Genomic DNA, 24,231 nt, shown 5'->3' with positions numbered 1-24,231 from the left:
ACTATACGGTTGGCGGCACAATAGGCGCACGGGTTAGCTGGTAAGTTGTTTTTATAACGCAGTGAGTGAAGGGGTAACCGCACCCAAGGCCGCTCCTCGCTAAGCCCCCTACGGCACGTTTCCCCTTAATTTAACGCTGTCAGCAGTCTGGAGATGCCTCTCGGCACCTCCTGTTGGATTAACGACCCGCGGTATACCCCACCCATAGCGTAAAACCGCCACTAGCCCCCGGAGCCCACAATGGATCATAGGCAATGTGCGACTGAATACAGCGCCAGAGTTTACCCATATTGCTTACCACATCACCAACAGCGTAGCTTCCATTCAGTACCCATGCTGGGTGTGCGCCTTTGGTTCTCACCGTCAGTACATTGCTGGGCACTGACAGATTGCCATGTTCATCACCTGCGGCAACAAAATAGCGATACTCAGTATTCGGTTGTAAACCGGCATCTTCCGCTGAAGTCTGGGTTCCGTTCAGAAGTTTCACTTCATGACCATCACGGTAAATGGCATAGCTGGCAACAGGTAATGCCCCTATCGATATCCCCCACATGAGACTGATACTGGTCGTAGTTTGCCCCGTGCTGTGGAGATTAACCGGGGCTTTAGGCAATTCTGTAACTAATGGGATAGACAGTTCATGGTGAAAAATATTGTTAGGATCGATTCTCGCTTTTAGCGCAATCAGCCTCTTGATCAGTTGCGTATCCCAGCCATAGTACAGATTCAACCAATTTGGATCTTCCTCACCTGAGTCGGTGTATTTCATGTCGATATCGGGATAATTGATATAGCATCCCTCGAACTCAGGAGGAGCAGGTTTGCCATTATGCACCGCCGCATAAATATTGCGGATCCATGTTAAGTGCGTATTGTCATCGGCTTCATTCGTCCAGTAAGTCTGGTATTGCGCTTTGAGCAGCGAATTCCTTTGGGACACGGCTGTTGCCCCGATACCACGGCGGTTGATCGCCCCGCCATAGGAGTCAATTTGTACCAGCGACTGATTGAAACGCTTATCTGCTGTGGCGGTAGTCAAGTGAGTCAGCAAAGCATGGCACATCTCGTCTGAAAACTGCTTGATTTGGTAGTCAGATTTATATTTTCCACGCTGATTACTGCCAGACCCATTGATCATTTGAGTCACATGCAACCAATCCATGGAGGCGCTTTCATCCACAGTACGCCCGATTTTTCGACCTGAGTGCAAGTGCTTAAACGGCGGGATATTCGGCAATATAAAATCATCATATATCGTCGGTGTTATGCCAGCCGCGGCATTCATTTTTTCGATAAAGTCATTGAGAGGAATATCATTCGCCCCCCCGACTTGACCATTTGGGCCAGTGTATTGAATGGCCAACACGACATTATTGGACGCATCGATATGATTTAATTTCAGTAAAGTAAATAGCCCGCCATTACCGACGCCCTCCTTCGTACTGGTCGCATTAACATCATTGTCAGCAAACCATTGCCAATAAGCTTTTAAAAAGGCTGGGAATGTCGCTTTTAAGGATGACCATGGGTAGGTTAGGGGTATCCAGTAGGCTTTCTGAGGTGCTTTGGGAAGATCATCGAAATAATAGGCGATAATGATACCGAAATTCCCACCGCCAGCGCCACAGCAAGCCATGAATAGCTCCCTGTCTACCTCAGACACACTATCAGCACGCACATGTCGAAACGACAAACGATGCGAGGTCCCGACTGGCACCAGAATATCAACCCCGGTGACCCAATCTACTGTCAGCCCATGCAGACGTGAGAGTAACCCATAACCTCCGCCACTGATGTGCCCACCCACGCCCACTGAATAACATGACCCGCCAGGGATCGTCCGGCCAGATCGCTTGTATAGCGAAACATAGCCATTCCAGTTCTGATTCCCCGTCAGGCTCTTGAAGCGATAAGTATTTTTATTCGCGTCCCAAAGTGACGTTATTGTTTTGTCTTCATCGTAGTCCAGACCACTCATCTCACCTAAATCAATGATCGACAATCTTTCTGTAGATAACTTGTTGGAAACAAAACCTTCATAGCAGTGCCCCCCGCTCCGCACCGTGATGCGATTTCCTGCAGCTAGCGCGGTATTGGCAGCAGCAAAAACTTCGTCGGGTGTCGTGCAGATGTAGATAGTCTCAGCGCCCTGCTCAACGTTGGGTGGCCAACGCAAATTAAAACCCTTTTGCAACGTTTCATAGGTACTGACATTTTTATCAATAATCTTCATCGGTTAACCCCTGTCGATATACAGAGAACAGTCCTGAAACTAACCTATACGTTAAGCAGCAGTTCTGATTTTTTTGCATTAACGATAGTGGGAACCGCTCACAAAACGTGAATTTTTAGTCGAGTCACGACCATTATTTAAAAAAATATACCCAAAATAATTCAAATTGCAGGAAGGTAACCAACGCTACTGGCAGCTTGAAGTATGACGGGTATACAAGGCTAATTATTTCTTTTGTTACATTTATATCAAATTCAATTTTTAGATGGCTGAGTGCCAAAAAATGTCAGGTATTAAATATATTATTTTTATTCATAAAAAATAACGTGCTTACCTGCCGAATATATTGTCAAGATATCCATCTTGCATATTGGGGTTTGGGTTTCTCCATTTCTTATTTTTTGTGTAAAACACACATATACCTACAATAATCCGAGTTGCAGGAAGGCGGCAACTGAGCGACAAATTGGTCGGGAACCAATTTTAACAGCATTTATGCTGCCCGCAGGATAAGCCTATGGGATAAGCCTATGGGATAAGTCTTATTAATCTTCAATAACTTACACAAGTAAGTGACTGGGGTGAACGAAGGCAACTAACGCACATGCAGCTTGAAGTATAACGGGGATAGCTGCGTATGAACGTTCGCGTAGATACAAAGACGTTAAAGGGAGAATTGGATTCATGCAATTATTTCAGTTACCCACACATACAGTATGATATAATATAAAAATCTTACTTTAATAAACATGAGAAAATTATAAAAATGAGCATCTTGGTTATTGCATCTTTTTATTTTTTAATTGCTTATTTACTCATAAAAAGAGAAGTGAGAATATATCAAATAGTATCAAGCTTGCTATATGCAATTTCTTTACAAATGATACAGTGGAATATTACCGCCTTCATTGTATATTTAATAATACCAATATCAATTGCATTTTTTATGCATGATTAAAAAATCAAACAATCAAATAACATACTTTTCAATCCCTTGCTGGCTTGTTATTTTATCAATAATGATAAATTCAATTTTAAAATAGTAAGCCATCTCTTTGGGATTTATTTTTTCTCGTTACTTTTTACCTGTTTTCGCCAGACCCGCAGCATAAGTCGCTGTCCACAGTCCAGACAACAGAGATAGCCCAAGGTGGACACCATTTTTTGTCAGGTAAAATACTTATAGAACAAGGTATTCACAAATAACAGCGCTGCCCATTGGTGACTCCCCTGGTGTTGGATTACGCAGTGGCCAGCAGCTGTTACCGTGAAATAACATATTCAAAGGCTTTCTATGCATAACGAAATAGCCCTTGCCCCCTTTGGATACCGTTAACCAATATGCAATGGAACATAAACACGTATATCTATAAATACAGCCCATACCCTTTGAATTTATACGGATACTTCTGTGATGTAATAAATTTGAAGACAAATAATTAAAGTAATAGATATATCCCACACCTGAGTTAAACGAACGGCTAACGGTATACTGGTTTAGCCAGTATATCCCCGTCGCCCTTCAAGATGCAGGAGTGTTAGCTGCCCTTGCTCACCCCAGTCACTTAGTTATCTAAGCTCCTGGGGATTTACTCGGTTGCTGCCTACCTGCATCTTGAAGTAACTTGGGTATAGATGCATAGATAAACCCCATGCACTGAACACCACCATAATGTAACCCCCCTAATTAACACCTTGGATCCCTGGATAGGTATCTAGCAAATAACCATAAAGTGTGTAACCGAACACAGACGGTAAATAGCCAATCAATGGCTATTGCAGAGCCGGCAAACTCTCGCGGCGTATCAATTTCTGCCATTGGGGCAAAAAATACCGCCCTCTGTGTAAAGATGATCGCCCCACATCAAAATAACCTTAACGCGTTACCGGTAATGTGACTTCAGTCTGGACAAAACCATAACGGCTTAGCGGTGTGACTTTAACGGAAGTGGGTGATGACTTTATCGGAAACAGTTTGGAGGTCTCCGGCATAATATAAGGATTACCCAGTGCAACCACCTCATTACTTGGGACTAAAATAATCTGAGGCCCTAAGCGGACCACATGTTTACCTGGATTCTTAATAACCAAGTTATTGCCTGATGCGGAGAAAACCAACGTTTGCCACGGCATTCTAATTTGTGGCACAGCTCTAGGCTGGATCAGAAAGCCGACCTCCTGACGAATTGGCATAACGGCTGCATTACCTGGGATCTGTTCAACCCCTTCAAAAGAGGCTTTTAACAACACTTCATTGTTCAGCACCGTGCCCTTCTTCAAGACAAAATTCACTTGCTGGCTTTGCCCTGCATTAATACGGGTCACTGGGGGTGAAATCAAAATCTGCTTACTGAAACTTTTGCTATCCAAATCCGTTAATTTGGTCACCAGTAGTATTGGGTTGGTAGAGATATTATCGATAGTAAAACTGGTACGAGCATCACTTTCTTGCAAGATCACCGTCGTACTTTCTAATTTAAACGACGCGTAAGACACTGCGGCCCAACTACTCAATAAAATCAACAGAGTAAACACAAAAAATGGACTAAAACGATTGGCGCGATTCACCGACCTAACCGTTGCGCCAGTATCACAATGGAGAATAGTGGAATTTTGCATAAGAGATCCTATATTCAAAAGTCTGCACGTCTGGTCTTTTTGGTCACTTCTACTTTTATAATGTAAAACTCACTGACAGACCGCATCGGCAACTTCATACAATACATCAGGGTCAAATTTTTCAGGCTCACGGTAAGTCACACGACATTCATCACGGTTGCTTGCCTTGACGCGTAACGTCATACCAATCGCCTTGTTTTCCAACATAAAGTTTCCGTCACCAATAATTGTTCCCATAAAATTCCCTTTTTCATCCAGTACATTCGCACCAATCGGTAACATTTCACCCTCACTACCACGGATGGTTAGCAACAATTGGCGGGTTTCTGTTGTCTCAAAATTATGGGTTGCTACCGTGCCTCGAGTCATCATCAAATCGGCACTGGTGCTGTTAAGCCGAATATTCAGCGGTAATGTTTGAGTATTTATTTGTGCTTTCGAAGCGGTGTAAGGCCTCACTAATGGCAGCAAGGCTGTCCCGGCATAATCCGTAATCGCAATACCGCTGCTCGGCGATGAAACGCGCAAACCTGATTGGTTCGGTATGTTCACCACCGCAAAAGTATCGCCAACCGATGACGACGATGTGGCAAAGGTGTTATTCGCGTAAGCCACTGAACCAAGTGATGAAAGATATGCGGACCGGCTATTGTTTGTCGCTTGAGAAACCCCGCCGGTTAATTGTGAGTAAGCTGTCCTTATATTCATCGAACCATTGATACGCCGTTGCCTATCGTCACCGGTTATCCCTACCGAATAATCTTTGTTATCACCCCATCGCCCCTGATACGTACTACCTAGTGCCACATTGCCATCGTTACGTTGCACTCGACCACTTAAAGACCCATTCCCCAGTGGCATATTGATACCAACATATAGCGAATTTTGCCCTTGCGAGCTTGATTGAAAACTCAACAGGGTAGTGACCCTGCCAAATTGCTCACTCATTGAGAAAATATGATAAGTACGATCAGCGGCCTGATAATACATGTTATTCGATAAAACATAGGAGAATGCGCCCCAACGTGGGTGCGCCCAGCTCACGGCTACCGACGTCGCATTTTTTAATTTTCCAAACATCAGGTCATTCAGATTATTGCTACTGCTCAGAGCATCATCCGGTGACCAGTAATTGGCAGAGCCATAAATCGAGGACCATGAAGCACTCAAATTACCGTTAATCGTCATCTGATTCTGAATGCTAAACTGGTATCCCTGTCCTGCGTCTTTGGTATTAGCATAACTTGCTGCCGCTGAAAACCAGGCCTTATCCCATCCACTGTAAAGATTTTGCACACGGATATTTTGATAGCCAGAGGACAGTAACCCAGCAGATGTCATATAAAAGGCAGCCGCCGGATTGAATGACATTTCTCCGGAAACCAACAGTGGTGACTGCCGGTCCTCACCGATAAATATATCTCGGTAACGCCCCATCGCCAGCTGGTAGGTGGATGCCTGTTGTTCCGCGTTAATATCAAGGGCGCTCGTCACCGTAAAATTCTGTTGAGTTCCATCCTCTTCAATAATACTGACATCAGTGTTAACACCACTTGAGAAGTTACTGATATTGGATAACGAAAAAGGACCAGGTGCCACTACGGTACGATAAATAACCCGCCCACGCTGACGGATTTCAATGGTGGCATTGGTATTGGCAATGCCCTCAATGGGTACGAGCAATTGTGTATCATTCAGTTGTGCATTATCGGAATACAACTGAACGCCGGTTACCGGCAAACCCGAAAAAGTGTTACCTACTAAGCCAAACTCACCCAGTTGAGCCACGGATTTCAATGATTCAACCGCGCGTAAAGCATAGGTTTCCTGATTATAGTATTGGCTCACTCCTTGGTTATAACTGTAGGAACCGCGGTTTCTTAGTACCCAATTTTTAAAATTAATCCCCGGTTCAAATTGCCCCTGAACAAGATTAAAGTTGCTATTGTTACTTTCGACCCGTTGACCAAAGATATTGTAATTGAGCAAGAGTGCACGCCCTCCTTGCTGATACTCACTTCCTTCAATTTCTGGATCAAACGCCTCTTGTGGCAATGTCATTTCCACCCGGAACTGACCGGGAAAGAGTTTAACAGCCATACCCGGCCACCGGGTTTCCATATTCTCACAACTGCCGCCACTCTCTGTATTTCGTAATTTCAACGCCATTAGTAACGCTTTATCCATACACAGTTTCCCTTCGCTATCGAAGGTCGCTGCAATACGGTAGGTCTTGCTGACATTAATAATAACAGTGACATCATGTTGACCGGGTAGAAATCTATCCTGACCGCTGAAGAATTTTGCCAATTCAGCCGAATAACCTAATTTCTCCAGCGTTTCTATGTCAAAAACCACACCCCCCTCTTTTGTTATAGGGAAAGCCAGCATAGGAAAAAGAAAGAAAAACAATGCGATACACTGGAGATAAATACAACGGTCGATCACAGATATTCCCTGAAAAATTCATTACCAATAAAAACTCATAGGTTAAAATTATTAAAATATCTATTCTCACCATAGAGTTAAATAAAACAATGGCATATCTAAACCACGTCTTAATAATAAAGAACAAATGACCAAAACTATTTTAAACAAAAAGTAGTTTTGCCAATCAAAAATAGCCTTGGCCTTATCCGTTCATTACCAACTATATCCCAAATGCAAATCTCATGGTCAGGGAACCGTCAATCTTAGCGTCTTCCGTGATCGCGCCATTCATCGCACTAGTACCAGCCAGAACGGGAGTCACAATCAGATCAGCAACAAACACTTTGCCAGCGCTCTGTGTGCTGGCACCCGCAGCCCAACCGGTACGCAGGCCAGTAGCCAGATAAGCATTCGCTACAGGGGAGAATGAGGCGGATGCCGAAGTAAACACATTCGACTTTTTACCATCAACAGTCGCGTTCCAGATTTGTACCGTGTAGTAACCAATTTTACCGGTCTCGTTTACCTTACCCAAACCGAAGGCGGTGAGGGAATTGTCAGATGAAGAACCAGTACGGTTATCAACTGGAGTAAAATTCAGATAAGTATTGGCGTCGCAGTTTACCGTCCATGTTTTGTTGATCGGCTCCAGTGCAGTCACTGCATTACCTGGCTTAATTAGAGAAGAAGACAGTTTACCCATATCATAGACGCCTGCGTCCGGAGAAACGACGGTACAACTTGGTACTGTCACAGTGCCGACGACTTTTAATTCCGCAGTCGGCACTGCTGCATTAGCGGCACTAATACTAATAACCAAAGAAGACAATATCGCAATTTTAACCAATGGCTTTTTCATCTGAGACTCCTGATATATTATGATATTTATTTATGAGTAATAAAAATTGAATGTAGGATTAAAATCTTGGCCTTGAACATATCTATTAATTATTTGAATATAAATAATGAACACACCCAGATTTAGGCTTTGATTAGAGATTTTATTATTTTAGTTGTATATCAGAATGCACGCCATCTTCTGTAGGAAATTTCCTACGGCAGTTAAAGCTTATTCTTACCTAATATATTCACTCACGGCTTAACCCAACATCAAATACATGACATATCGCCATAAAAACAACAAGTTAAATGCCAATCAAACAATATTACCCCAGTTGTTTTATTATCATAAAAAAATCCATATAAAAAAGTAAGTTAATATAATTTAATGATTAATGAATCCTATTAATCATTAAGTGATTAGCAATATATTCTTATACATTTGTTTAAGTTTCAAATATGGAACAAATACGTAATCTTACAGTGGATATATAATATTCACTCTATGAGAATATTATATTCATATAAAAATCTGAGCGCCTATATTTTAATTTTGCATTTCAACTCATTATCTCTTTTCTATCCGAATATACCCGTCATACTTCAAGCTGCATGTGCGTTGGCTACGTTCGTTACTCGGCCCATCCATAGGCCTGAAAGATCATAGGCATAGGAGATATCCTGGTGTTAGAAGGGAACTCTATAGCTTGCCCTCAATGTGTTCAGACGAAGCAGGAGCGGTACTCAGAGGGTGTAGACAAGGAGAGTTGTGCGAAAAAAAACCCTGCCGAAGCAGGGTCTAATTGAAGTGGGCAGTCGTTATACCGACACACCATGCTGGCTTGCCAGCGCAGACAGGCCACCGGCAAAACCTTGGCCGACAGCTTTAAATTTCCATTCGTCATTATTGCGGTACAGCTCACCAAAGATCATGGCGGTTTCAGTACTTGCGTCCTCGGACAGATCAAAGCGAGCAATTTCTGCGCTGTTATCTTCGTTGACCACACGCATGAAGCTGTTACTTACCATACCAAAGTTTTGCTTACGGGCTTCAGCATCATAAATAGTGACTGAGAAAACAATTTTCTTCACGTCAGCGGGCACTTTTTTCAGATCAATTTTGATCTGCTCATCGTCGCCTTCACCAGCACCGGTGCGGTTATCACCCTGATGAACCACAGAGCCACACGGGCTTACTTTGTTGTTAAAGAAAATGAAGTGCTGATCAGACAAAACCTTACCATTTTCACCGACCATAAATACCGAGGCATCAAGGTCAAATTCAGAACCATCGGTTACACGTGCATCCCAGCCCAGCCCCACGACAGCAATGTTCATGGTTGGAGCTTCTTTTGTCAGAGATACGTTACCACCTTTTACCAGAGAAACTGCCATCGTACTTTCCTTAAACTGATATGTTAAACATTCAGAGCATTTTGCCCTGAATATGTGAATACGTTAATCTGCAATTAGCGTTACAGGTAAGCAGCCAGCAAACCAATCCCGATGAGCTTACTCAACGGATACCGTGCCTAGCGGCCCCCTGCAACGTCAAAAACGAAGAGAATGATTAAGATGCGTTGATGCCATACTGAGCACAAACAGACGACAAACCACCCGCATAGCCCTGACCTACTGCACGGAATTTCCACTCCGCATTATGGCGATACAACTCACCAAACAGCATCGCCGTTTCGGTGGACGCATCTTCAGACAGGTCGTAGCGCGCAATTTCAACGCTATTGTCATCGTTTACCAGGCGAATAAAGGCATTAGCGACCTGGCCGAAGCTCTGACGGCGCGCCTGAGCATCATGAATAGTGACAACAAAAACAATCTTATCCACATCTGCCGGGATCAGAGGCAATTTGATTTTCAGCGACTCATCGTCACCCTCGCCTTCACCAGTACGGTTGTCACCGGTGTGCATCACTGAACCATCAGATGATTTCAGATTGTTGTAGAAAATGAAATCTGCATCGTTACGTACTTTGCCGTTTGCAGTCAGAAGAAAAGCTGAAGCATCCAGGTCAAAATCCTGACCATCTGTAGAACGGGCATCCCAGCCGAGGCCAATCAGCACATTCGTCATTGTTGGAGCTTCTTTACTCAGGGAAACATTACCGCCTTTCGAAAGAGATACACCCATTTTCATTTCCTCAGTAGTTAAGTATTAATTCAATTTACATCATCAGGTATCAAAACCCTACGTTAGTGCTGTTCTTCCTTTGAATCCTTTTCAGGGAACAGGAAGCTGGCAACAATACCTATCGCCAGTACACCAATGACCACAAACAGGCTGGCATTGGCAGAGATTTCATAACCGTGATTGAAAAAGTGATCAGATGCATTCAGGCCCAATTTAGCGGCGATGAAGAACAACAGCACAATAACGGCTTTTTCGAGATGGACGAGATATTGCTTCAGCGCTTCAAGTACAAAATACAGTGTACGCAGGCCAAGGATTGCGAACATCATCGCACTGTAGACGATCAACGGTTCGCGGCTGACCGCAATCACCGCTGGGACGGAGTCAAAAGCAAACATCACATCTGACAGTTCAACCACTGCCAAACAGAGCAGTAATGGCGTGGCATAACGAGCAACACCGCCGTTACGGCCTACCTGCACATCCGCATTCTCAGGTTTAGCCAGTTCGGCATCAACCTCTTTCTGGCTCAATATAAAGGCGCTGCCTCTCAGTTTTGGCCAAATAGGGAAAAAACGCTTCACTAAACGATAAGCGATATGTTGGGAATAATCCTCAATGGCGTCATCGTCATCCCCTTTTCTCAGCATCATTACTGCCGTCCAGGCAACAACCACCGCGAAGACAACCTCAACCCACGGCCCCAGCATCAGCAAGCCCGTACCGATGGCGACGAAAATACCACGGAAGACGATAGCCCCGATAATCCCCCAATACAGTACGCGATGGCGGAAGCGGTCTGGTACCGCAAACCAAGAGAAAATAGCCATCATGACAAACAGGTTATCAATGGATAACACTTTTTCAAGCGCATACCCAGTAACGAACAAACTGGCTGCTTCAGCACCGTGATGCAGGTAAAGGAAGCCTGCGAATACAAAAGCGATGGCGACCCAGAAAAGAGACCACAACGCCGCACTTTTCAGAGAGATTGGCTTATCATGGCGATGCATGAAAAGATCGATAAAAATGGCACCGACAGAAAGCAGAATGAATACTGCTACTGTCTCAATGGGAAAGCCAATATGGGTGGATTCCATAATTCCTCAAATTGTTCGCTATTACAGTTGAAAATCAGCCAGTGCAAAACCTAAAGTCACGCAAATTTCACGTGCTGCAGTTTCTTCCATTTCATCAAAAACGCCGTCGCTTTTCGCCACAGCGATACCAACGCGCAAAGCAAGCTGTGCCGCTTCTGGCTGGCTTTTAAGCGCCATGATGTACTTCATCGCCTCACCCTTGCCAATGTCAGCATCAAATTCATAGCTGGTGACCAGTTTGTTAAAGAACTCGATCACTTCATTGGTATCGAAGACGCTTAATTCAGGCGACTGCTTGATGAACATGATCATCTTTTGCTTTTCTTCCGGACCCGCGCCATTACTCGCCATTGAGATATGCGCGCAGACGGCTACTGTGCCTTCCATGAATTTACGGTTTTTAAAGCGGCCAACCTGATTAGTCAGTTCGGTGCGCCCGGCACTGATGGCATTTTTCACTTTATTGAAAAAGCTCATAATATTTCCTCCAAATAAAAGTTTAACGTGGCTTATTTGCTGCCCGCTTTCCAGCGGAATCCCCAGCCAAAAGCCTCGTCCATTTCTTTGTGTCCGCTAAAATAGCGGTTAATTCGTTCAACTTTGATGTTGCCTGATTCATTCACCAAACGAGCAACCGCACACATATTTTTCCGATCATTCCCTTCGTTCATCTGCGTCTCGATAGGGGCCTGTCCGGGGACATTAATGGTTACAATGCCGTCGGTATTTCCCCAACTCGGAACACCTTCATAAATAAAAGCAAAAATCAGCACTTCCTTGACGTGTTTCCATTCGCGCCCATTAATGTGCATCCACTCACCGTCGCTGACATCACCAGTACGATCATCCCCCTGCAACTGAACATAAGGTTTACTGTGGTAGGAGCCAAAATTGTTCCCTAACGCCTGAATAACGCCACGGGAGCCATCGTTCAATGCGATAAAAGCCCCTAAATCGAGGTCGATCCCCTTGTTCGAGTTAAAGATGCCCTGCAAGAAACCTTTTGCTGGCGCACCTCCGCCACGGTGCCAATTTAGGTTGACGCGGATCTCACCGAAATCATCACGTTTCGTCAGGCTGATGACCGGCTTTTCTTTTGTCAGAGATACCTTGCTCAGATTGATAGGTTTGGCGATTGGCGGTGCGGTTGGCGCAGGGGTTGAAACCGGAGTTGGAACCGGAGTGGGTGCCGCGGGTTCGTCTTCTACCACCACACCAAAATGTTCGGCAAGCGGCTTAAGACCACCGTTAAAACCCTGAGCAACAAAGCGGAACTTCCACTCAGCATTACGCCGATACAATTCACCCAGAATAAGCGCCGCTTCCTGACGCCCCTGCGTCTCGACATCGCCCTTTATCAGCACACTGCCGTTCAGCTCGACCTGGATCGATAAGCTGCCTAGCTGTGAAAGGATTTGGTTACCGTCGCAGGTGGCCGTGAACGCTATCTTCTGTACATCATGATTGATGGCCTGAAGGTTAACTGAAAACTCAGTATTTACTCCCTGCCCAGACAAACGGATGGTGCTATCATCCGTAACAGGTTGACCATAGAACACCATGTCCGTATCGCCCCGGACTTTTCCGCTGGCATATAGCCGAAAAGCAGAAACATCAACGGAGGCACCAGACAGAACCCGTACTGTCAGCGTCTGAGACGCAACAGGGGCATTACCCCCAGGCATCAGATTCATCAGCGCACCACCGTCTCAATGATTTCAGACATCATGTCTTCGATAGTGCGGCCACGGCATGCACGCCCATGAGCGGTAAAGTCCCACTGACCATTGTTGCGGCGCAGAGAAGAAATAACGATACCGGTATGGCTCCCCTGTTCAGTGAGAACATAACGAGCAAGCTCTTTGCCAGCTTGATCGACTACGCGGCAAAACGCATTTTCGACTTCATTGAAGGTCTGCCCACGAAAACTGTTAACCGTAAATGCCAGATACTCGACTTCAGCAGGCAGCCGGCTCAGATCTACATTGATGACTTCATCATCACCGTCACCTTCCCCAGTGAGGTTATCGCCAGTATGTTGCACAGAACGACACTTGGAAGTGAGATGACGAAAAGAAACGGTATCAACGGGTTTGCCAGCCTGGCTCAACATCACACAGCTTGCATCCAGATCTATGCTATCGCTAGCGCTACCACCACCGAACAAACCGCCCAGAAAACTTTTTTTCTTTTTAACAGGATCCCAACCCAGACCGAACTGGACGCGGGACAGGGCACTGCTTTCTTTTGCCAGTGAGATAGTTTGGTTTTTGCTTAACGATATCATCACGTTTCCTTTTAGAATGAAATTATTGAACAAGTCACATTAACCGCATCACACCAATCATATCATGAAGCTATCATCATTCAACTCATGAATCATATTATGATTTGTAAAGAACATTAAATATCATTATAAACAATGCTTTAACCGTAATTTATTTATTTAAAATAAATTGATCAGTGCAATGATATGACAATCATAATATGATTAAGGATGAGATTTCATTCATAGACGATTAACACCTTCCCTTTGGCGGTTTCATAAGGATTCATCCACTGATGAAAAAAAATATTTGGTTCATGGGGGGATTATCTTCCCAAAGGGACATCATTTCTGGTGTGAAAAACACCAGTGAACTTCATGACAATGCTATTCAGGTTTTCGCCTCCCATCATCAGCATCGCTATGAAATTCTTGAAAAAGCGGATGCCGCTTTTATCGAACCATCGGATCTTGACGCCAAAATGGCGTTTATCAGCCATATCGTGAAGACGTTCGGTATAGAGGCAATTCATACTGGCCGCAGTTGTCTCTGGTTTGAGCAGCACCGAGCAGCCATTGAAGGGCTTGGCGTAAAATTGACCACTGGCGCGCAGTGCCCAGCGACCTTTGCTTTAGCTGACAATAAAGTCGAATACGCCGCTTACATGGCGCAAAAAGGTTTGCCTGTTGTTCCTTCAATTCAGATTTCTTCGCCTGGCGAATTGCGTGAACAACTGGCTAACCCGCCTTTTGATACCGAAAAACTCTGTATCAAACCCGTAACTGGTATTTACGGCATGGGTTTTTGGAAATTGGATCAATCCATTTCAGCAATGGACTGTTTTGACCGTACCGATAATCGTGTTGTTCACCCAGAGCTCTATCTGACCGCCCTTGAGCGCACTGAAAAGATGCAGCCCATGGTACTTATGCCCTATCTGCCTGGCCCTGAATCCTCCGTTGACATGTTGGTTGAAAAAGGCAAAGTCATTGCAGCTGTAGCACGCCGCAAAGAAGGTAGCGTACAGCACCTCCATCAATCGGGTGCCGCCTTTGAACTGGCTAAACCCAGTGCGGAGCTGATGCAGGCTGACGGGCTGGTGAATGTCCAAACTCGCTGCGATCACCACGGGCAGCCACTGTTACTGGAAATTAACCTTCGCCCCTCAGGCGGTATTGGCTATACCCGCCACAGCGGCGTGAATTTACCGGGCCTGTTCGCCCTTCGGCAACTGGATCTGATGAGCCAAGATGAGGTGAGTTCGCAAGCTATTACACATTTCAAGCCCGTCAGCGTGAGAGCAATCACTGATGCACAGCTGTTCCCCGCTGAGTTGCAGAATCTTACTCATTTCTAAAGAAGGACAGTCATGATGACAACCCAACCGCCGGTTTATCGCCGGGAATTGTCAGGGGGCACGTTGACGGTGATACCTAACAGTAGCGATATCCCACTGGATTCACTTTTTGATATTGCCGAACGTCGTAACCCTAAGCGTGCCTTCCTTTTTGTCAGCAAAGTATTGGGGCGGCACATCCCTGTTAGCCCTGCTACCATGCGCAATGTCTATCGCCAATTGGCGGAGAGATTTCCCGCAGAACTGCCTGGCCCCGTTCTGTTTATTGGTATGGCCGAAACCGCAGTGGGCCTGGCCGCCGGTGTATTTCAAGAGCTACGCAGCACGGTCTCTGAGCCGGTTTTTTTGACGTCAACCCGGCATCCTGTTGATGGCGATCTACTGTGTGAATTCAAAGAAAACCATAGCCATGCGACAGACCACCTGATCTATCTACCGTCTGATCCCGCGTTGCGCGCACGCCTGCAACGCGCCCGTTCAGTTGTTCTTATTGATGATGAGGCCACTACGGGGAACACCTTTATCAACCTCCTTCAGGCATTACGTGATGCCAATCTGAATGGCCTTGAAAAGGTGGTTGCCGTCACCCTGACCGACTGGAGCGGTAGCGCACTGACGGAACGGTGCCCTTTGCCAGTCACCACCATCTCACTTATCACCGGGGAGTGGAACTGGTCACCCACCCCTGATGCCCCAGTGCCCGTGATGCCCGCCTGTAATGTCACTGCCCGTGGCAATATTGCCATCACCGATAAACAAAATTGGGGTCGGCTCGGCATGGATGAAACCCGCTGTGATATAGGTCATATGGTCCATGTACTGGCCGGTGAGAAAGTGCTGGTTCTTGGTACCAGCGAGTTTGTCTGGCCACCTTTCTTATTGGCTGAGAGGCTGGAACATGAGGGGGCTATCGTCAAATTTAGCTCTATAACCCGCTCACCTATTGCACAGGGCCATGCCATTAACTCAATCATAGCGTTCAGCGATAACTACGGTCTGGGGATCCCTAATTTCCTCTATAACGTCGCTCATCAGCATTTTGATCGCATTATCGTTTGTGTCGAAACGCCAGCCGAATCTATTGATCCTTCACTGATTGAACAGCTTCGTACGGTGGCACCTTATGTGGAGGTTATTGCTTATGAATAAGCCTGTTTTTTTATGTGATCTGGACGATACGCTGTTCCAGACACGGCGCAAAATGGTCGATGAGCTAGGCCTTCCTCCTTTTCGGGTGGGGGCGTTGGATCGCAGCCTGACACCCCGCAGTTTCATGACCGAAGAGCAGTCCATGTTGGTGGATTGGCTATTGGAGCACGCCGAATTTATCCCCGTGACCGCCCGTGGAACAGAAGAGATCAGCCGCGTCAAAATTCCTTTCAGCTCATGGGCGATCACCACCCACGGTGCCGTTATTCTGACGCCAGACAGACAACCCGATGCTGGCTGGCAGGATACGGTGCTGACGAACTTGCAACCCTATCGTGACCGTTTGATAGCAATGGAAAGCCGTATCAATGAAATGATGGCCGAACGGGGTCTGAATGCCTGGTGCCGAATCAATTACGAATACGGCGATACCCCGGTTTATTTCGTGATGAAACACCGCGATAGCACACAGATAGCCGAGTTGTATGCCTTCAACGACGAACTGGAATCCCTATTTTCCACGGATGGATTTTATATTCACCGTAACAGCAACAATATTGCGTGGTTACCGGTTTGTATCGAAAAAGGCCTGGCCACCACTTATCTGCTCGATAAATTACGCCACGAATATGGCGCGTTTCCGGTTCTGGGTTTCGGCGATAGCCTGAGCGATTTCAGCTTTATGCGCCACTGTCATTGGTTCGGTATGCCCGTACAAAGTCAGTTCTCGCAGGCCCTAACATCGCATTTATTTGATAACAGTACATTTAATAAAAATAATGTTAATGGAGATAACGATGCATGACATTACACCTTTTTCTGGCTCCTATTTGCCAGATGACATTCAATTTTTGCTCAAACCAATACAGATTGAAATGACACCAGTCGATGTTAAAGAGAAACTGATCCAGTCAGGGGCACGCCATTATTCTGACATGCTCAGTCAGGAGCCAGCGCCGACCGATCATCACCTCACCTTGTTTGCACGAGCACTGGATCAAGGGGCCACACGCATGGCGCGTGAAGTGGTGATGCTGGCGAAAGCCCTGATCAACCGTTTCGGTGATACCCCGATTGTACTCGCCAGCTTGGTACGCGCGGGCGTACCACTTGGAGTGATGCTCCATCACACTCTGCGCGCGTTGGGAAAAACCTCTTTTCACTACGGTATCAGCATCATCCGTGACCGGGGGATTGATGAGGTCGCCTTGTCATATATTGAGCAAAAACACGGCACCGAAGGGCTGGTTTTCGTCGATGGCTGGACAGGTAAAGGGGCAATTACCGGTGAACTGACCCGCTCCCTACAGGGGCGTCCGGGCTACCCCGAGCTGCCTCGTCTGGTAGTGCTGGCCGATCCCTGTGGCTGTTCCTGGCTATCCGCGACCGATGATGATTGGCTTATCCCGTTCGGTATTATGGGCGCGCCAGTCTCGGGGCTGGTCTCCCGTTCCGTCTGGTCGGATAAAGGGCTACACGGTTGTGTTCACTGTGAACATTTGCAGGAATTTGAGTGCAGCCAACTGTTGGTGAACACCGTCGCTAACTGTCGCCAACAACTTGATCTGTCCCAGATACCCGCGGCGGAGTGGGACTATCAGAAAAACGCGTCGCTGCGGACCCAAAGCCATCAAGTGGTGCAAAACATAGCGGAACAGTTTGAGATCAGTAGCGTCAATCGTATCAAGCCGGGGATCGCTGAAGCGACCCGAGCCGTTCTTCGCCGTGTACCTGACCATGTTCTGGTTCGTCACATTGACGACCCAGATGTGTCATTGCTGGTCTATTTAGCCAAACAGAAGAAAATCACGATAAAAGAAGTGGGGAATGAACTGGGCCAATACCGTGCTATCACCATTATTAAAAAGGTCATCTGATGAAATCAACACCCTCCGCGTACGCTTTGGGGGCAACACTTTATATGCCCGCCACGCGTACCGATATTGCCGATATTATTATTCATAATAAAATTTCCGGCCTGCGCTCACTGGTAATCTGCCTGGAAGATGCCGTGAGTGAGGATGATGTGCCAATGGCTATCTCTCAACTCAGCACCCTATTGAATACGCTAGCCGCAGAGAAAGAACGCGATGGATCTTCCCATTGGCCGCTGATCTTTGTTCGTCCACGTCATGAAGCGATGGGGCTAACATTAATCACCCGTTTTAACCTAAGTGCTATCAATGGCTTTGTGTTGCCAAAGTTTACCCAAGCATCCATTACCACCTGGTGGGAGATCATGAAAGAGACTCATCTGTGCATGATGCCAACGCTGGAAACTGAAGATGTCTTTGATGTAGAGAAGATGAGTACTCTCGCCAGAGAACTGGAAAATCACCCCTCTCGTCAACGCATTGTTGCGCTGCGCATTGGTGGTAATGACCTTATGAGCGTTATTTCGATGCGGCGCTCACGTAAGTTGACACTGTACGATGGCCCTATGGGCTACGTGATCAAAATGCTGATTTCGGTATTCTGTCCAAAGAATTTTGCGTTAACCGCACCGGTCTGTGAGCAAATAGATAATCCGCAGTTGCTGGAAACAGAACTGGCGCTGGATATCGCTCATGGTCTGGTGGGGAAAACCGCTATTCATCCAAGTCAGATCGAGGTCATTCAACGCGCCTTAATGGTCGACACTCATGATCACGCTGATGCATTGCGGATCCTGAATTCAACACAGGCGGTTTTCAAGTCTCAGGGGGCGATGTGTGAGCCATCCACTCATAAGCGCTGGGCAGCGGCAATCCTTGAACGTGCACAATATTACGGAATAATGCCTGATTTTGCCGCGATGGCTGTTCGTGATGCGCCAAGAAAACATCAGAGTGGATAATACATGCCATAAGATGTCATGTTCAAAGAGGCGTAAGCACAAATATAGCCCATTTGGCAAAGCCGTTCGCTCATATATAAAACGCTTTTTGAGTCTCTTTTAGCCAATCAGCCATGGGTAGCATAGTCGTATAAGACAAGGGTTCCCTTTAAGGCTAAACTTGATGGGATCGTAAGTTGCACCGAGTTTTATCCCGTGGAGGCACTGGCCATGTATCGCGTTATATACCTAAATAATTTGGTGTTATTGGTAGGCAGATCCCGATGAGCGTACACTATCAGTGACTCGGGAGAAAATGCACCGCTAACCCCAGTAATGGTTAAGTACGAAGGGTATAGAGGAAAATATCGTCACCCCTATTTTCCTGCCAATCATTCCACCCATTAAAGGCGGCACTAACTAAAGATGCTTCTCAGCACCAAGCAATTTCGTCACTACACGCTGGCACTGCTTCTCGCGGGTGGCAAACCAGTGGACGCGGATGACATATACGATAAGTTGAGCTGTTCAGGCCCAACCCTCACCCGTGCGCTCAAGGAACTGCGGGAAACCTACAACGCAGAGATCCGTTACAGCAAAAGCACTCACAGTTACCAATTGACCGAGAAAGGAACGCTGACGCCAAAAGTGCTACGCCATATTAAAGATGCCATTGCCTCGCATATGATAATAAAATCACATGAGGAACAGGTGGCCAGCCACGTTATTTTGGACAAAGAGAAAAAGAGATCCATTTCACTCTCCCTACGCATGTCCGTTATCCGCAAAATTGACCAAGTGGTTAATCAGCTTGAGATAACCCGTAGTGAAGCCGTGGAAATGCTTGTTAACGCCTACATTAGCGAGTTAATGCTCTCCGTCAATAAGTCCCTAAAAGGGAAAAAAAGCGTTTAATTTAAAAAAATAATCTACAATTTACCCCCTAAATACCCCATCGACAGTGCTTCCCTATCAGCGGGCGCACTGTCGACATCTATTGCCGGAGAAAAAGTAAATCATCATCAACGATTCTTGCAGTAAACCCATCATGGCATTATTCAATAGATAATATCAAAATCCAAGTCTGATATTAAACAATAAACATTTTCTAGCCATTACATTTATATCATCGATATTTTATTTGCATTACACAATAAATAAATGTTATTTAATTAATTCGTTATTGAGTTAATTAACTATATTATACCCACACAAAGAAGGGAACATTATGGAAAGAAAACTAAGTTTCGAAATGAATTCAGCTAAAAATGAAAAAGAAATGGAGATTATATTTAAACTTATCGAATTTACCGACACGCTAGACCCTATTTATTACACAGTCAACACAGAAATTGGGGCCTCTGTATGGAGTGATACATATCGTACTATCATGGAGTTAAGAGAAAAAACAGATGTTACCTTGATACCTCACATCACAATAAATAATAAAAAAGAAAGGGAGATAATGCAGATTATAGAACAATATATAAAAGTAGGAATTTGTGAGTTCTTCGTAATTCGTGGTGACAAACATGTGTACGATCAAGATAACCCCATTAACTACGGGGTGGAATTGATTGAGTTAATACGCTGTAGCCACAAAACCGTCGGAATCAAAACCAGCCTGTATCCTGACTTTCACAAGGAAACCACAGATGTAAAAGAAGAGATGGACTGGAATGAAAGAAAATATCAACTCGGGGTTAATGAGTTTATTAGCCAACTGACGCTCAACACGAATGCATTAGATTTTCTGAGTCACTGGGTTGATAAAGAGCGCACCTTTACACCATCCATAATGCCACTTGGCAATTTTTCATTTATTGAAAAATTCACTTCATCTAATTCAATCGACTACCCTTTGTGGATTAAAAAATTCGCAAACAGTAAGAGCAATAGTAATGAAGATAAAGAAAACATCGGGATTGAGATAATTCGCTTTCTCTGTAGGGAACATCTCCATAAAAGGGAGAGGCTTCATGTGTTCACTTTGAATAAAGTTGATGTTATGAAGAAAATTTTCCAATAAGGAATTGTACACCGAAAGATTCTGTTGCATTAGCGCAGAACTGAGACTGTCATTAAAATTTCGATATTGTTTTATGGCTATGATACACCAAAATAACCTCACTCTGATGGGTGGGGTTATATCACCCCCCATTTCTTTTGCTTGATAGCTGTTACCCTTTGCGGGGAGCCAAATCGGTCTCGTCCACTGCCCCTAATTTTGGCCTGCCTCCCCTCAATTGTCTAATTTATGCACTGTTTGTCGCCATTTACTGATACAGGTCAAGATACTTCACATTAGCCATTGATCGAATGCTTATGATTATCATTTAATTTCGCATCTATGATTTAGTGAGCTTGCTATGAATATTGATCTGATGCCGTATTATACCCAACCAGGGCCACTGCCATTTCCCAAACGCTGGGCTACTATGCCGTGGCGTGACAGCCGGCCATTACCCGCAGAGTCACTCCAGGATAGCTGGCAGTCACTATTACAAAAAGTGCTTCCTCGCAATAAGCGTTTACTTTACTTACACATTCCATTCTGTGCTACCCACTGTACTTTCTGTGGTTTCTACCAGAACCCGCTGCAATCTGGTAGCACCGAACGCTATACCGATTACCTCTTGCGAGAACTGAGCATGGAAGCCGATAGCCCACTGCTACAAGGGGGGCCAATTCATGCGATCTACTTCGGTGGCGGTACACCAAGTGTACTTTCCGCACAACAATTGCATAGTATTATCAGCCAATTACGCAAGAGTTTACCGCTAGCACCCGATTGTGAGATCACCGTTGAAGGGCGAATTTTTAATTTTGATGATGAGAGAATTGATGCCTGTCTGGAAGCAGGGGCTAACCGTTTCTCTATCGGGATTCAAACGTTTAACACCCGTATTCGTCAACGAATGGGCCGCAAAGCTGACGGCGATCAGGCGATTCGTTTTCTGACTGATTTGGCGGCCCGTGATCGTGCTGCTGTTGTTTGTGATCTGATGTTCGGTTTACCACATCAAACCCCCGAAATCTGGCAGGAAGATTTGGCCATCGTGCGCCAACTCCCGCTGGATGGTGTTGACCTATATGCCCTAAATTTGTTGCCGACCACACCGCTGGCTAAATCGGTAGAAAATAACCGGGTGGAACTGCCGACACTGGCACAACAATGTGATTTTTACTGTAGCGGTGCAGATAGCCTCGCACAGGCGGGTTGGCATCAGTTAAGCAACAGTCACTGGGCGCGAACCACTCGTGAGCGTAATCTGTATAACCTGTTAATCAAGCAAGGGGCCGATTGTCTCGCTCTGGGCAGCGGTGCAGGAGGCTCCTTGCAAGGGCACGCTTATATGCAGCACCGTAGTCTGGATAACTACTATCGGTTAATCGATAATGGGCAGAAACCGTTAATGATGATGACGCAAGCCAGCGGCGAACATCCGTGGCGGGCTAAATTACAGAGTGGCATTGAAGTTGGGCGTCTGGACTTGAGCGAGTTAATTGCCGATCCGTACCCTCTAATGCCATTGATATCCCAGTGGTATCAAAGCCATCTACTGAAAGATAACAGTTTTTGCCTGTGCCTAACCGACAGCGGGCGTTTTTGGGCCAGCAATATCATGCAGGCACTGCAAAATATTATTCCTTCATTTATCACAGCGGAAAGCCACTCATGAATACGTCATCGTCTATAAATACATCGTCCTCTATGAATAGATCGCCACTGGCCGAATTCCTTGCCACCCAACCGGATGGCACCTTGGAACAGATTGCACAGGATTATCAGGCCAGCGTACTTGATGTTGTACGCGCCTTACCCGAACGAGTATTGGTAGGTGCAGAGCAGTTTGATCGTATATGGGACAGCATGACCGAGTGGGGGGATGTCACGACCTTAGTCCATACCGCCGATGTGATTCTGGAACACAAAGGCCCACTACCGAGCGGTGCTCACCGCCATGGCTATTTCAATTTGCGCAGTAAACAAGGCCTCAGTGGCCATATCAGAGCACAAAATTGCCAGGCAATCGCCCTGCTGGAACGCCCCTTTATGGGAATGGCAACAGCGTCAGTACAGTTTTTCAATCAGCAGGGTGAAGTGATGTTTAAAGTCTATGTTGGCCGAGATGAACATCGTCAATTACGGGCTGATGGCCTTACCGCATTCCATCAATTGGCTCAGCAACTCCTGATTGAAGACCTGATCCTGACTAAATAGCAAGACTCGTCAAACACAACAAGAGGAAACACCATGAGACCATGGTTGATATTTGGTGCAGGTCGTGGCGTAGGCGCACATCTGTTAGCGTTGGCAAATCAATATGCGGATTCTGCATCGAATCCTCGCCCTATCACCTTGTTGATCCGTCATCAGCAGCAAGCAGAGGAACTACGCAACAAAGGTCTGACGGTGGTCTGCGGTGATGCTTGTGATCCGGCCTGTGTACTCGAAACCTGCCAATTAGCCGGTGAGGACGCCGCCATCATTTCGACGTTGGGTAATAATAATGCTAACTATCAGGGCAATCGACTGATCATTGACACGGCTGAGCAACTGGGGCTGAAGCGTATGCTTTTGGTTACATCAATCGGTTGTGGCGATAGTTGGCCAACCCTCTCCCCTACGGCCCGAGCGGCTTTTGGTCAAGCAGTACGTGAGAAATCACTGGCCGAGAGTTGGTTACAAACCAGTAACCTGATTTATACCTTGATTAGGCCGGGTGGCCTATTGGACCAACCCGCCACCGGTAATGCGATACGCCTGCAAACTGAAGCCCATGGCATGGTCACGCGTGCAGATGTCGCACACCATATAAGCCAGATGATCGAGGACCCAGCGACATATTACCAAGCTTATGCATTAATTGAGCCAGGATTAGCTCGCAAGGTAAAAATTAATTAACAACAAATATGTCTTGATGTAATATCAAACCATACCTGATAATGCTTATCACACTGATAGTCGTTATCATTAAGTTGTTGGCCATATGGATAAACAGTTGAATAAAGTGCCAATGTTAAATGACGAAACTGCCACCGAATATTCGGTGGCACGTAAGCCTTTGTCTATTGCCAGCGAACAGCTGCTGGGAGAGCACGGCGTAGCCTTTATCGTCCATCAGGGTGAATGCTATCAACTGCGTCAGACCAAATCTGGAAAACTCATACTGACAAAATAACTCGCGTTATATACCCAAGGGTATGAATGACGCTTACTGCAAGCCACCCAGATTCTCGAATCAAGGCAGCCAGCAACCTATCG

Annotated in this window: 21 protein-coding genes and 1 pseudogene; 11 read left to right on the top strand and 11 right to left on the bottom strand. The window is 45.8% G+C overall.

The window, feature by feature from the left end:
* Window positions 1–178 precede the first annotated feature (178 nt).
* The 11 genes and pseudogenes from AC971_RS17315 to AC971_RS17270 all read right to left on the bottom strand — a co-directional run bounded on the left by AC971_RS17315 (window position 179) and on the right by AC971_RS17270 (window position 13,661).
* On the bottom strand, window positions 179–2,236 hold the full coding sequence (locus AC971_RS17315) for an FAD-binding protein (protein ID WP_025382303.1): 2,058 nt from the start codon (window positions 2,234–2,236) through the stop codon (window positions 179–181).
* A gap of 1,686 nt (window positions 2,237–3,922) precedes the next feature.
* Window positions 3,923–4,097: pseudogene (locus AC971_RS25265) on the bottom strand (MFS transporter); the annotation flags it as partial.
* A gap of 14 nt (window positions 4,098–4,111) precedes the next feature.
* Window positions 4,112–4,855 (bottom strand): fimbria/pilus chaperone family protein, encoded by a 744-nt coding sequence (locus tag AC971_RS17310; RefSeq protein WP_025382302.1) that lies wholly within the window; start codon window positions 4,853–4,855, stop codon window positions 4,112–4,114.
* 69 nt (window positions 4,856–4,924) lie between these two features.
* Window positions 4,925–7,303: a fimbria/pilus outer membrane usher protein gene (locus AC971_RS17305; RefSeq protein ID WP_025382301.1), complete on the bottom strand. Its 2,379-nt coding sequence runs from the start codon at window positions 7,301–7,303 to the stop codon at window positions 4,925–4,927.
* A gap of 202 nt (window positions 7,304–7,505) precedes the next feature.
* Window positions 7,506–8,144: a DUF1120 domain-containing protein gene (locus tag AC971_RS17300; RefSeq protein ID WP_025382300.1), complete on the bottom strand. Its 639-nt coding sequence runs from the start codon at window positions 8,142–8,144 to the stop codon at window positions 7,506–7,508.
* A gap of 800 nt (window positions 8,145–8,944) precedes the next feature.
* On the bottom strand, window positions 8,945–9,520 hold the full coding sequence (locus AC971_RS17295; RefSeq protein WP_012105841.1) for a TerD family protein: 576 nt from the start codon (window positions 9,518–9,520) through the stop codon (window positions 8,945–8,947).
* A 175-nt stretch (window positions 9,521–9,695) separates the two neighbouring features.
* Window positions 9,696–10,274: a TerD family protein gene (locus AC971_RS17290; protein ID WP_025382299.1), complete on the bottom strand. Its 579-nt coding sequence runs from the start codon at window positions 10,272–10,274 to the stop codon at window positions 9,696–9,698.
* A gap of 62 nt (window positions 10,275–10,336) precedes the next feature.
* Window positions 10,337–11,374 carry a TerC/Alx family metal homeostasis membrane protein gene (locus AC971_RS17285; RefSeq protein ID WP_025382298.1) on the bottom strand — a complete coding sequence of 346 codons (1,038 nt, stop codon included), beginning with the start codon at window positions 11,372–11,374 and terminating at the stop codon, window positions 10,337–10,339.
* Between the two features lie 21 nt (window positions 11,375–11,395).
* Window positions 11,396–11,851, bottom strand: coding sequence for a tellurite resistance TerB family protein (locus tag AC971_RS17280; protein WP_025382297.1), 456 nt, complete (start codon window positions 11,849–11,851; stop codon window positions 11,396–11,398).
* A gap of 32 nt (window positions 11,852–11,883) precedes the next feature.
* Window positions 11,884–13,068 carry a TerD family protein gene (locus tag AC971_RS17275; RefSeq protein ID WP_025382296.1) on the bottom strand — a complete coding sequence of 395 codons (1,185 nt, stop codon included), beginning with the start codon at window positions 13,066–13,068 and terminating at the stop codon, window positions 11,884–11,886.
* Window positions 13,068–13,661, bottom strand: coding sequence for a TerD family protein (locus tag AC971_RS17270; protein WP_025382295.1), 594 nt, complete (start codon window positions 13,659–13,661; stop codon window positions 13,068–13,070). The genes AC971_RS17275 and AC971_RS17270 overlap by 1 nt, the downstream gene beginning before the upstream one ends.
* A 275-nt stretch (window positions 13,662–13,936) precedes the next feature.
* Between AC971_RS17270 and AC971_RS17265 the strand changes: the two genes are divergently transcribed.
* The 11 genes from AC971_RS17265 to hemP all read left to right on the top strand — a co-directional run bounded on the left by AC971_RS17265 (window position 13,937) and on the right by hemP (window position 24,148).
* Window positions 13,937–14,998 carry an ATP-grasp domain-containing protein gene (locus AC971_RS17265; RefSeq protein WP_025382294.1) on the top strand — a complete coding sequence of 354 codons (1,062 nt, stop codon included), beginning with the start codon at window positions 13,937–13,939 and terminating at the stop codon, window positions 14,996–14,998.
* Between the two features lie 12 nt (window positions 14,999–15,010).
* Window positions 15,011–16,147 carry a phosphoribosyltransferase domain-containing protein gene (locus AC971_RS17260; protein WP_025382293.1) on the top strand — a complete coding sequence of 379 codons (1,137 nt, stop codon included), beginning with the start codon at window positions 15,011–15,013 and terminating at the stop codon, window positions 16,145–16,147.
* Complete coding sequence (locus AC971_RS17255; RefSeq protein WP_025382292.1) at window positions 16,140–16,952, top strand: HAD family hydrolase; 813 nt, start codon at window positions 16,140–16,142, stop codon at window positions 16,950–16,952. Before AC971_RS17260 ends, AC971_RS17255 begins: the two co-directional genes overlap by 8 nt.
* Entirely contained in the window at window positions 16,945–18,024 is a 1,080-nt protein-coding gene (locus AC971_RS17250; protein ID WP_025382291.1) for a cysteine protease StiP family protein, read from the top strand. The genes AC971_RS17255 and AC971_RS17250 overlap by 8 nt, the downstream gene beginning before the upstream one ends.
* Entirely contained in the window at window positions 18,024–18,983 is a 960-nt protein-coding gene (locus AC971_RS17245; RefSeq protein ID WP_025382290.1) for an HpcH/HpaI aldolase/citrate lyase family protein, read from the top strand. The genes AC971_RS17250 and AC971_RS17245 overlap by 1 nt, the downstream gene beginning before the upstream one ends.
* A gap of 405 nt (window positions 18,984–19,388) precedes the next feature.
* Window positions 19,389–19,877, top strand: coding sequence for a tellurium resistance protein TerW (locus tag AC971_RS17240; RefSeq protein ID WP_025382289.1), 489 nt, complete (start codon window positions 19,389–19,391; stop codon window positions 19,875–19,877).
* 313 nt (window positions 19,878–20,190) lie between these two features.
* Window positions 20,191–20,991, top strand: coding sequence for a methylenetetrahydrofolate reductase (locus AC971_RS17235; protein ID WP_025382288.1), 801 nt, complete (start codon window positions 20,191–20,193; stop codon window positions 20,989–20,991).
* Between the two features lie 340 nt (window positions 20,992–21,331).
* Entirely contained in the window at window positions 21,332–22,645 is a 1,314-nt protein-coding gene (gene hutW, locus AC971_RS17230; RefSeq protein WP_025382287.1) for a heme anaerobic degradation radical SAM methyltransferase ChuW/HutW, read from the top strand.
* Window positions 22,646–22,677: 32 nt separating this feature from the next.
* Entirely contained in the window at window positions 22,678–23,187 is a 510-nt protein-coding gene (gene hutX, locus AC971_RS17225) for a heme utilization cystosolic carrier protein HutX (protein ID WP_038402105.1), read from the top strand.
* 33 nt (window positions 23,188–23,220) lie between these two features.
* The gene (locus tag AC971_RS17220) at window positions 23,221–23,871 is read left to right on the top strand and encodes an SDR family oxidoreductase (RefSeq protein ID WP_025382285.1); all 651 of its coding nucleotides are present in this window, start codon (window positions 23,221–23,223) and stop codon (window positions 23,869–23,871) included.
* 85 nt (window positions 23,872–23,956) lie between these two features.
* A complete protein-coding gene (gene hemP / locus AC971_RS24425; RefSeq protein ID WP_048677768.1) occupies window positions 23,957–24,148 on the top strand; it encodes a hemin uptake protein HemP in 192 nt (63 codons plus the stop codon).
* The last annotated feature ends 83 nt before the right edge of the window (window positions 24,149–24,231 follow it).

It is taken from the genome of Yersinia similis, assembly GCF_001053095.1.
GTDB classification, from domain to species: Bacteria; Pseudomonadota; Gammaproteobacteria; order Enterobacterales; family Enterobacteriaceae; genus Yersinia; species Yersinia similis.
The sequence above is the reverse complement of the archived record's forward strand: the minus strand, read 5'-3'. Positions and strand labels throughout refer to the sequence as shown.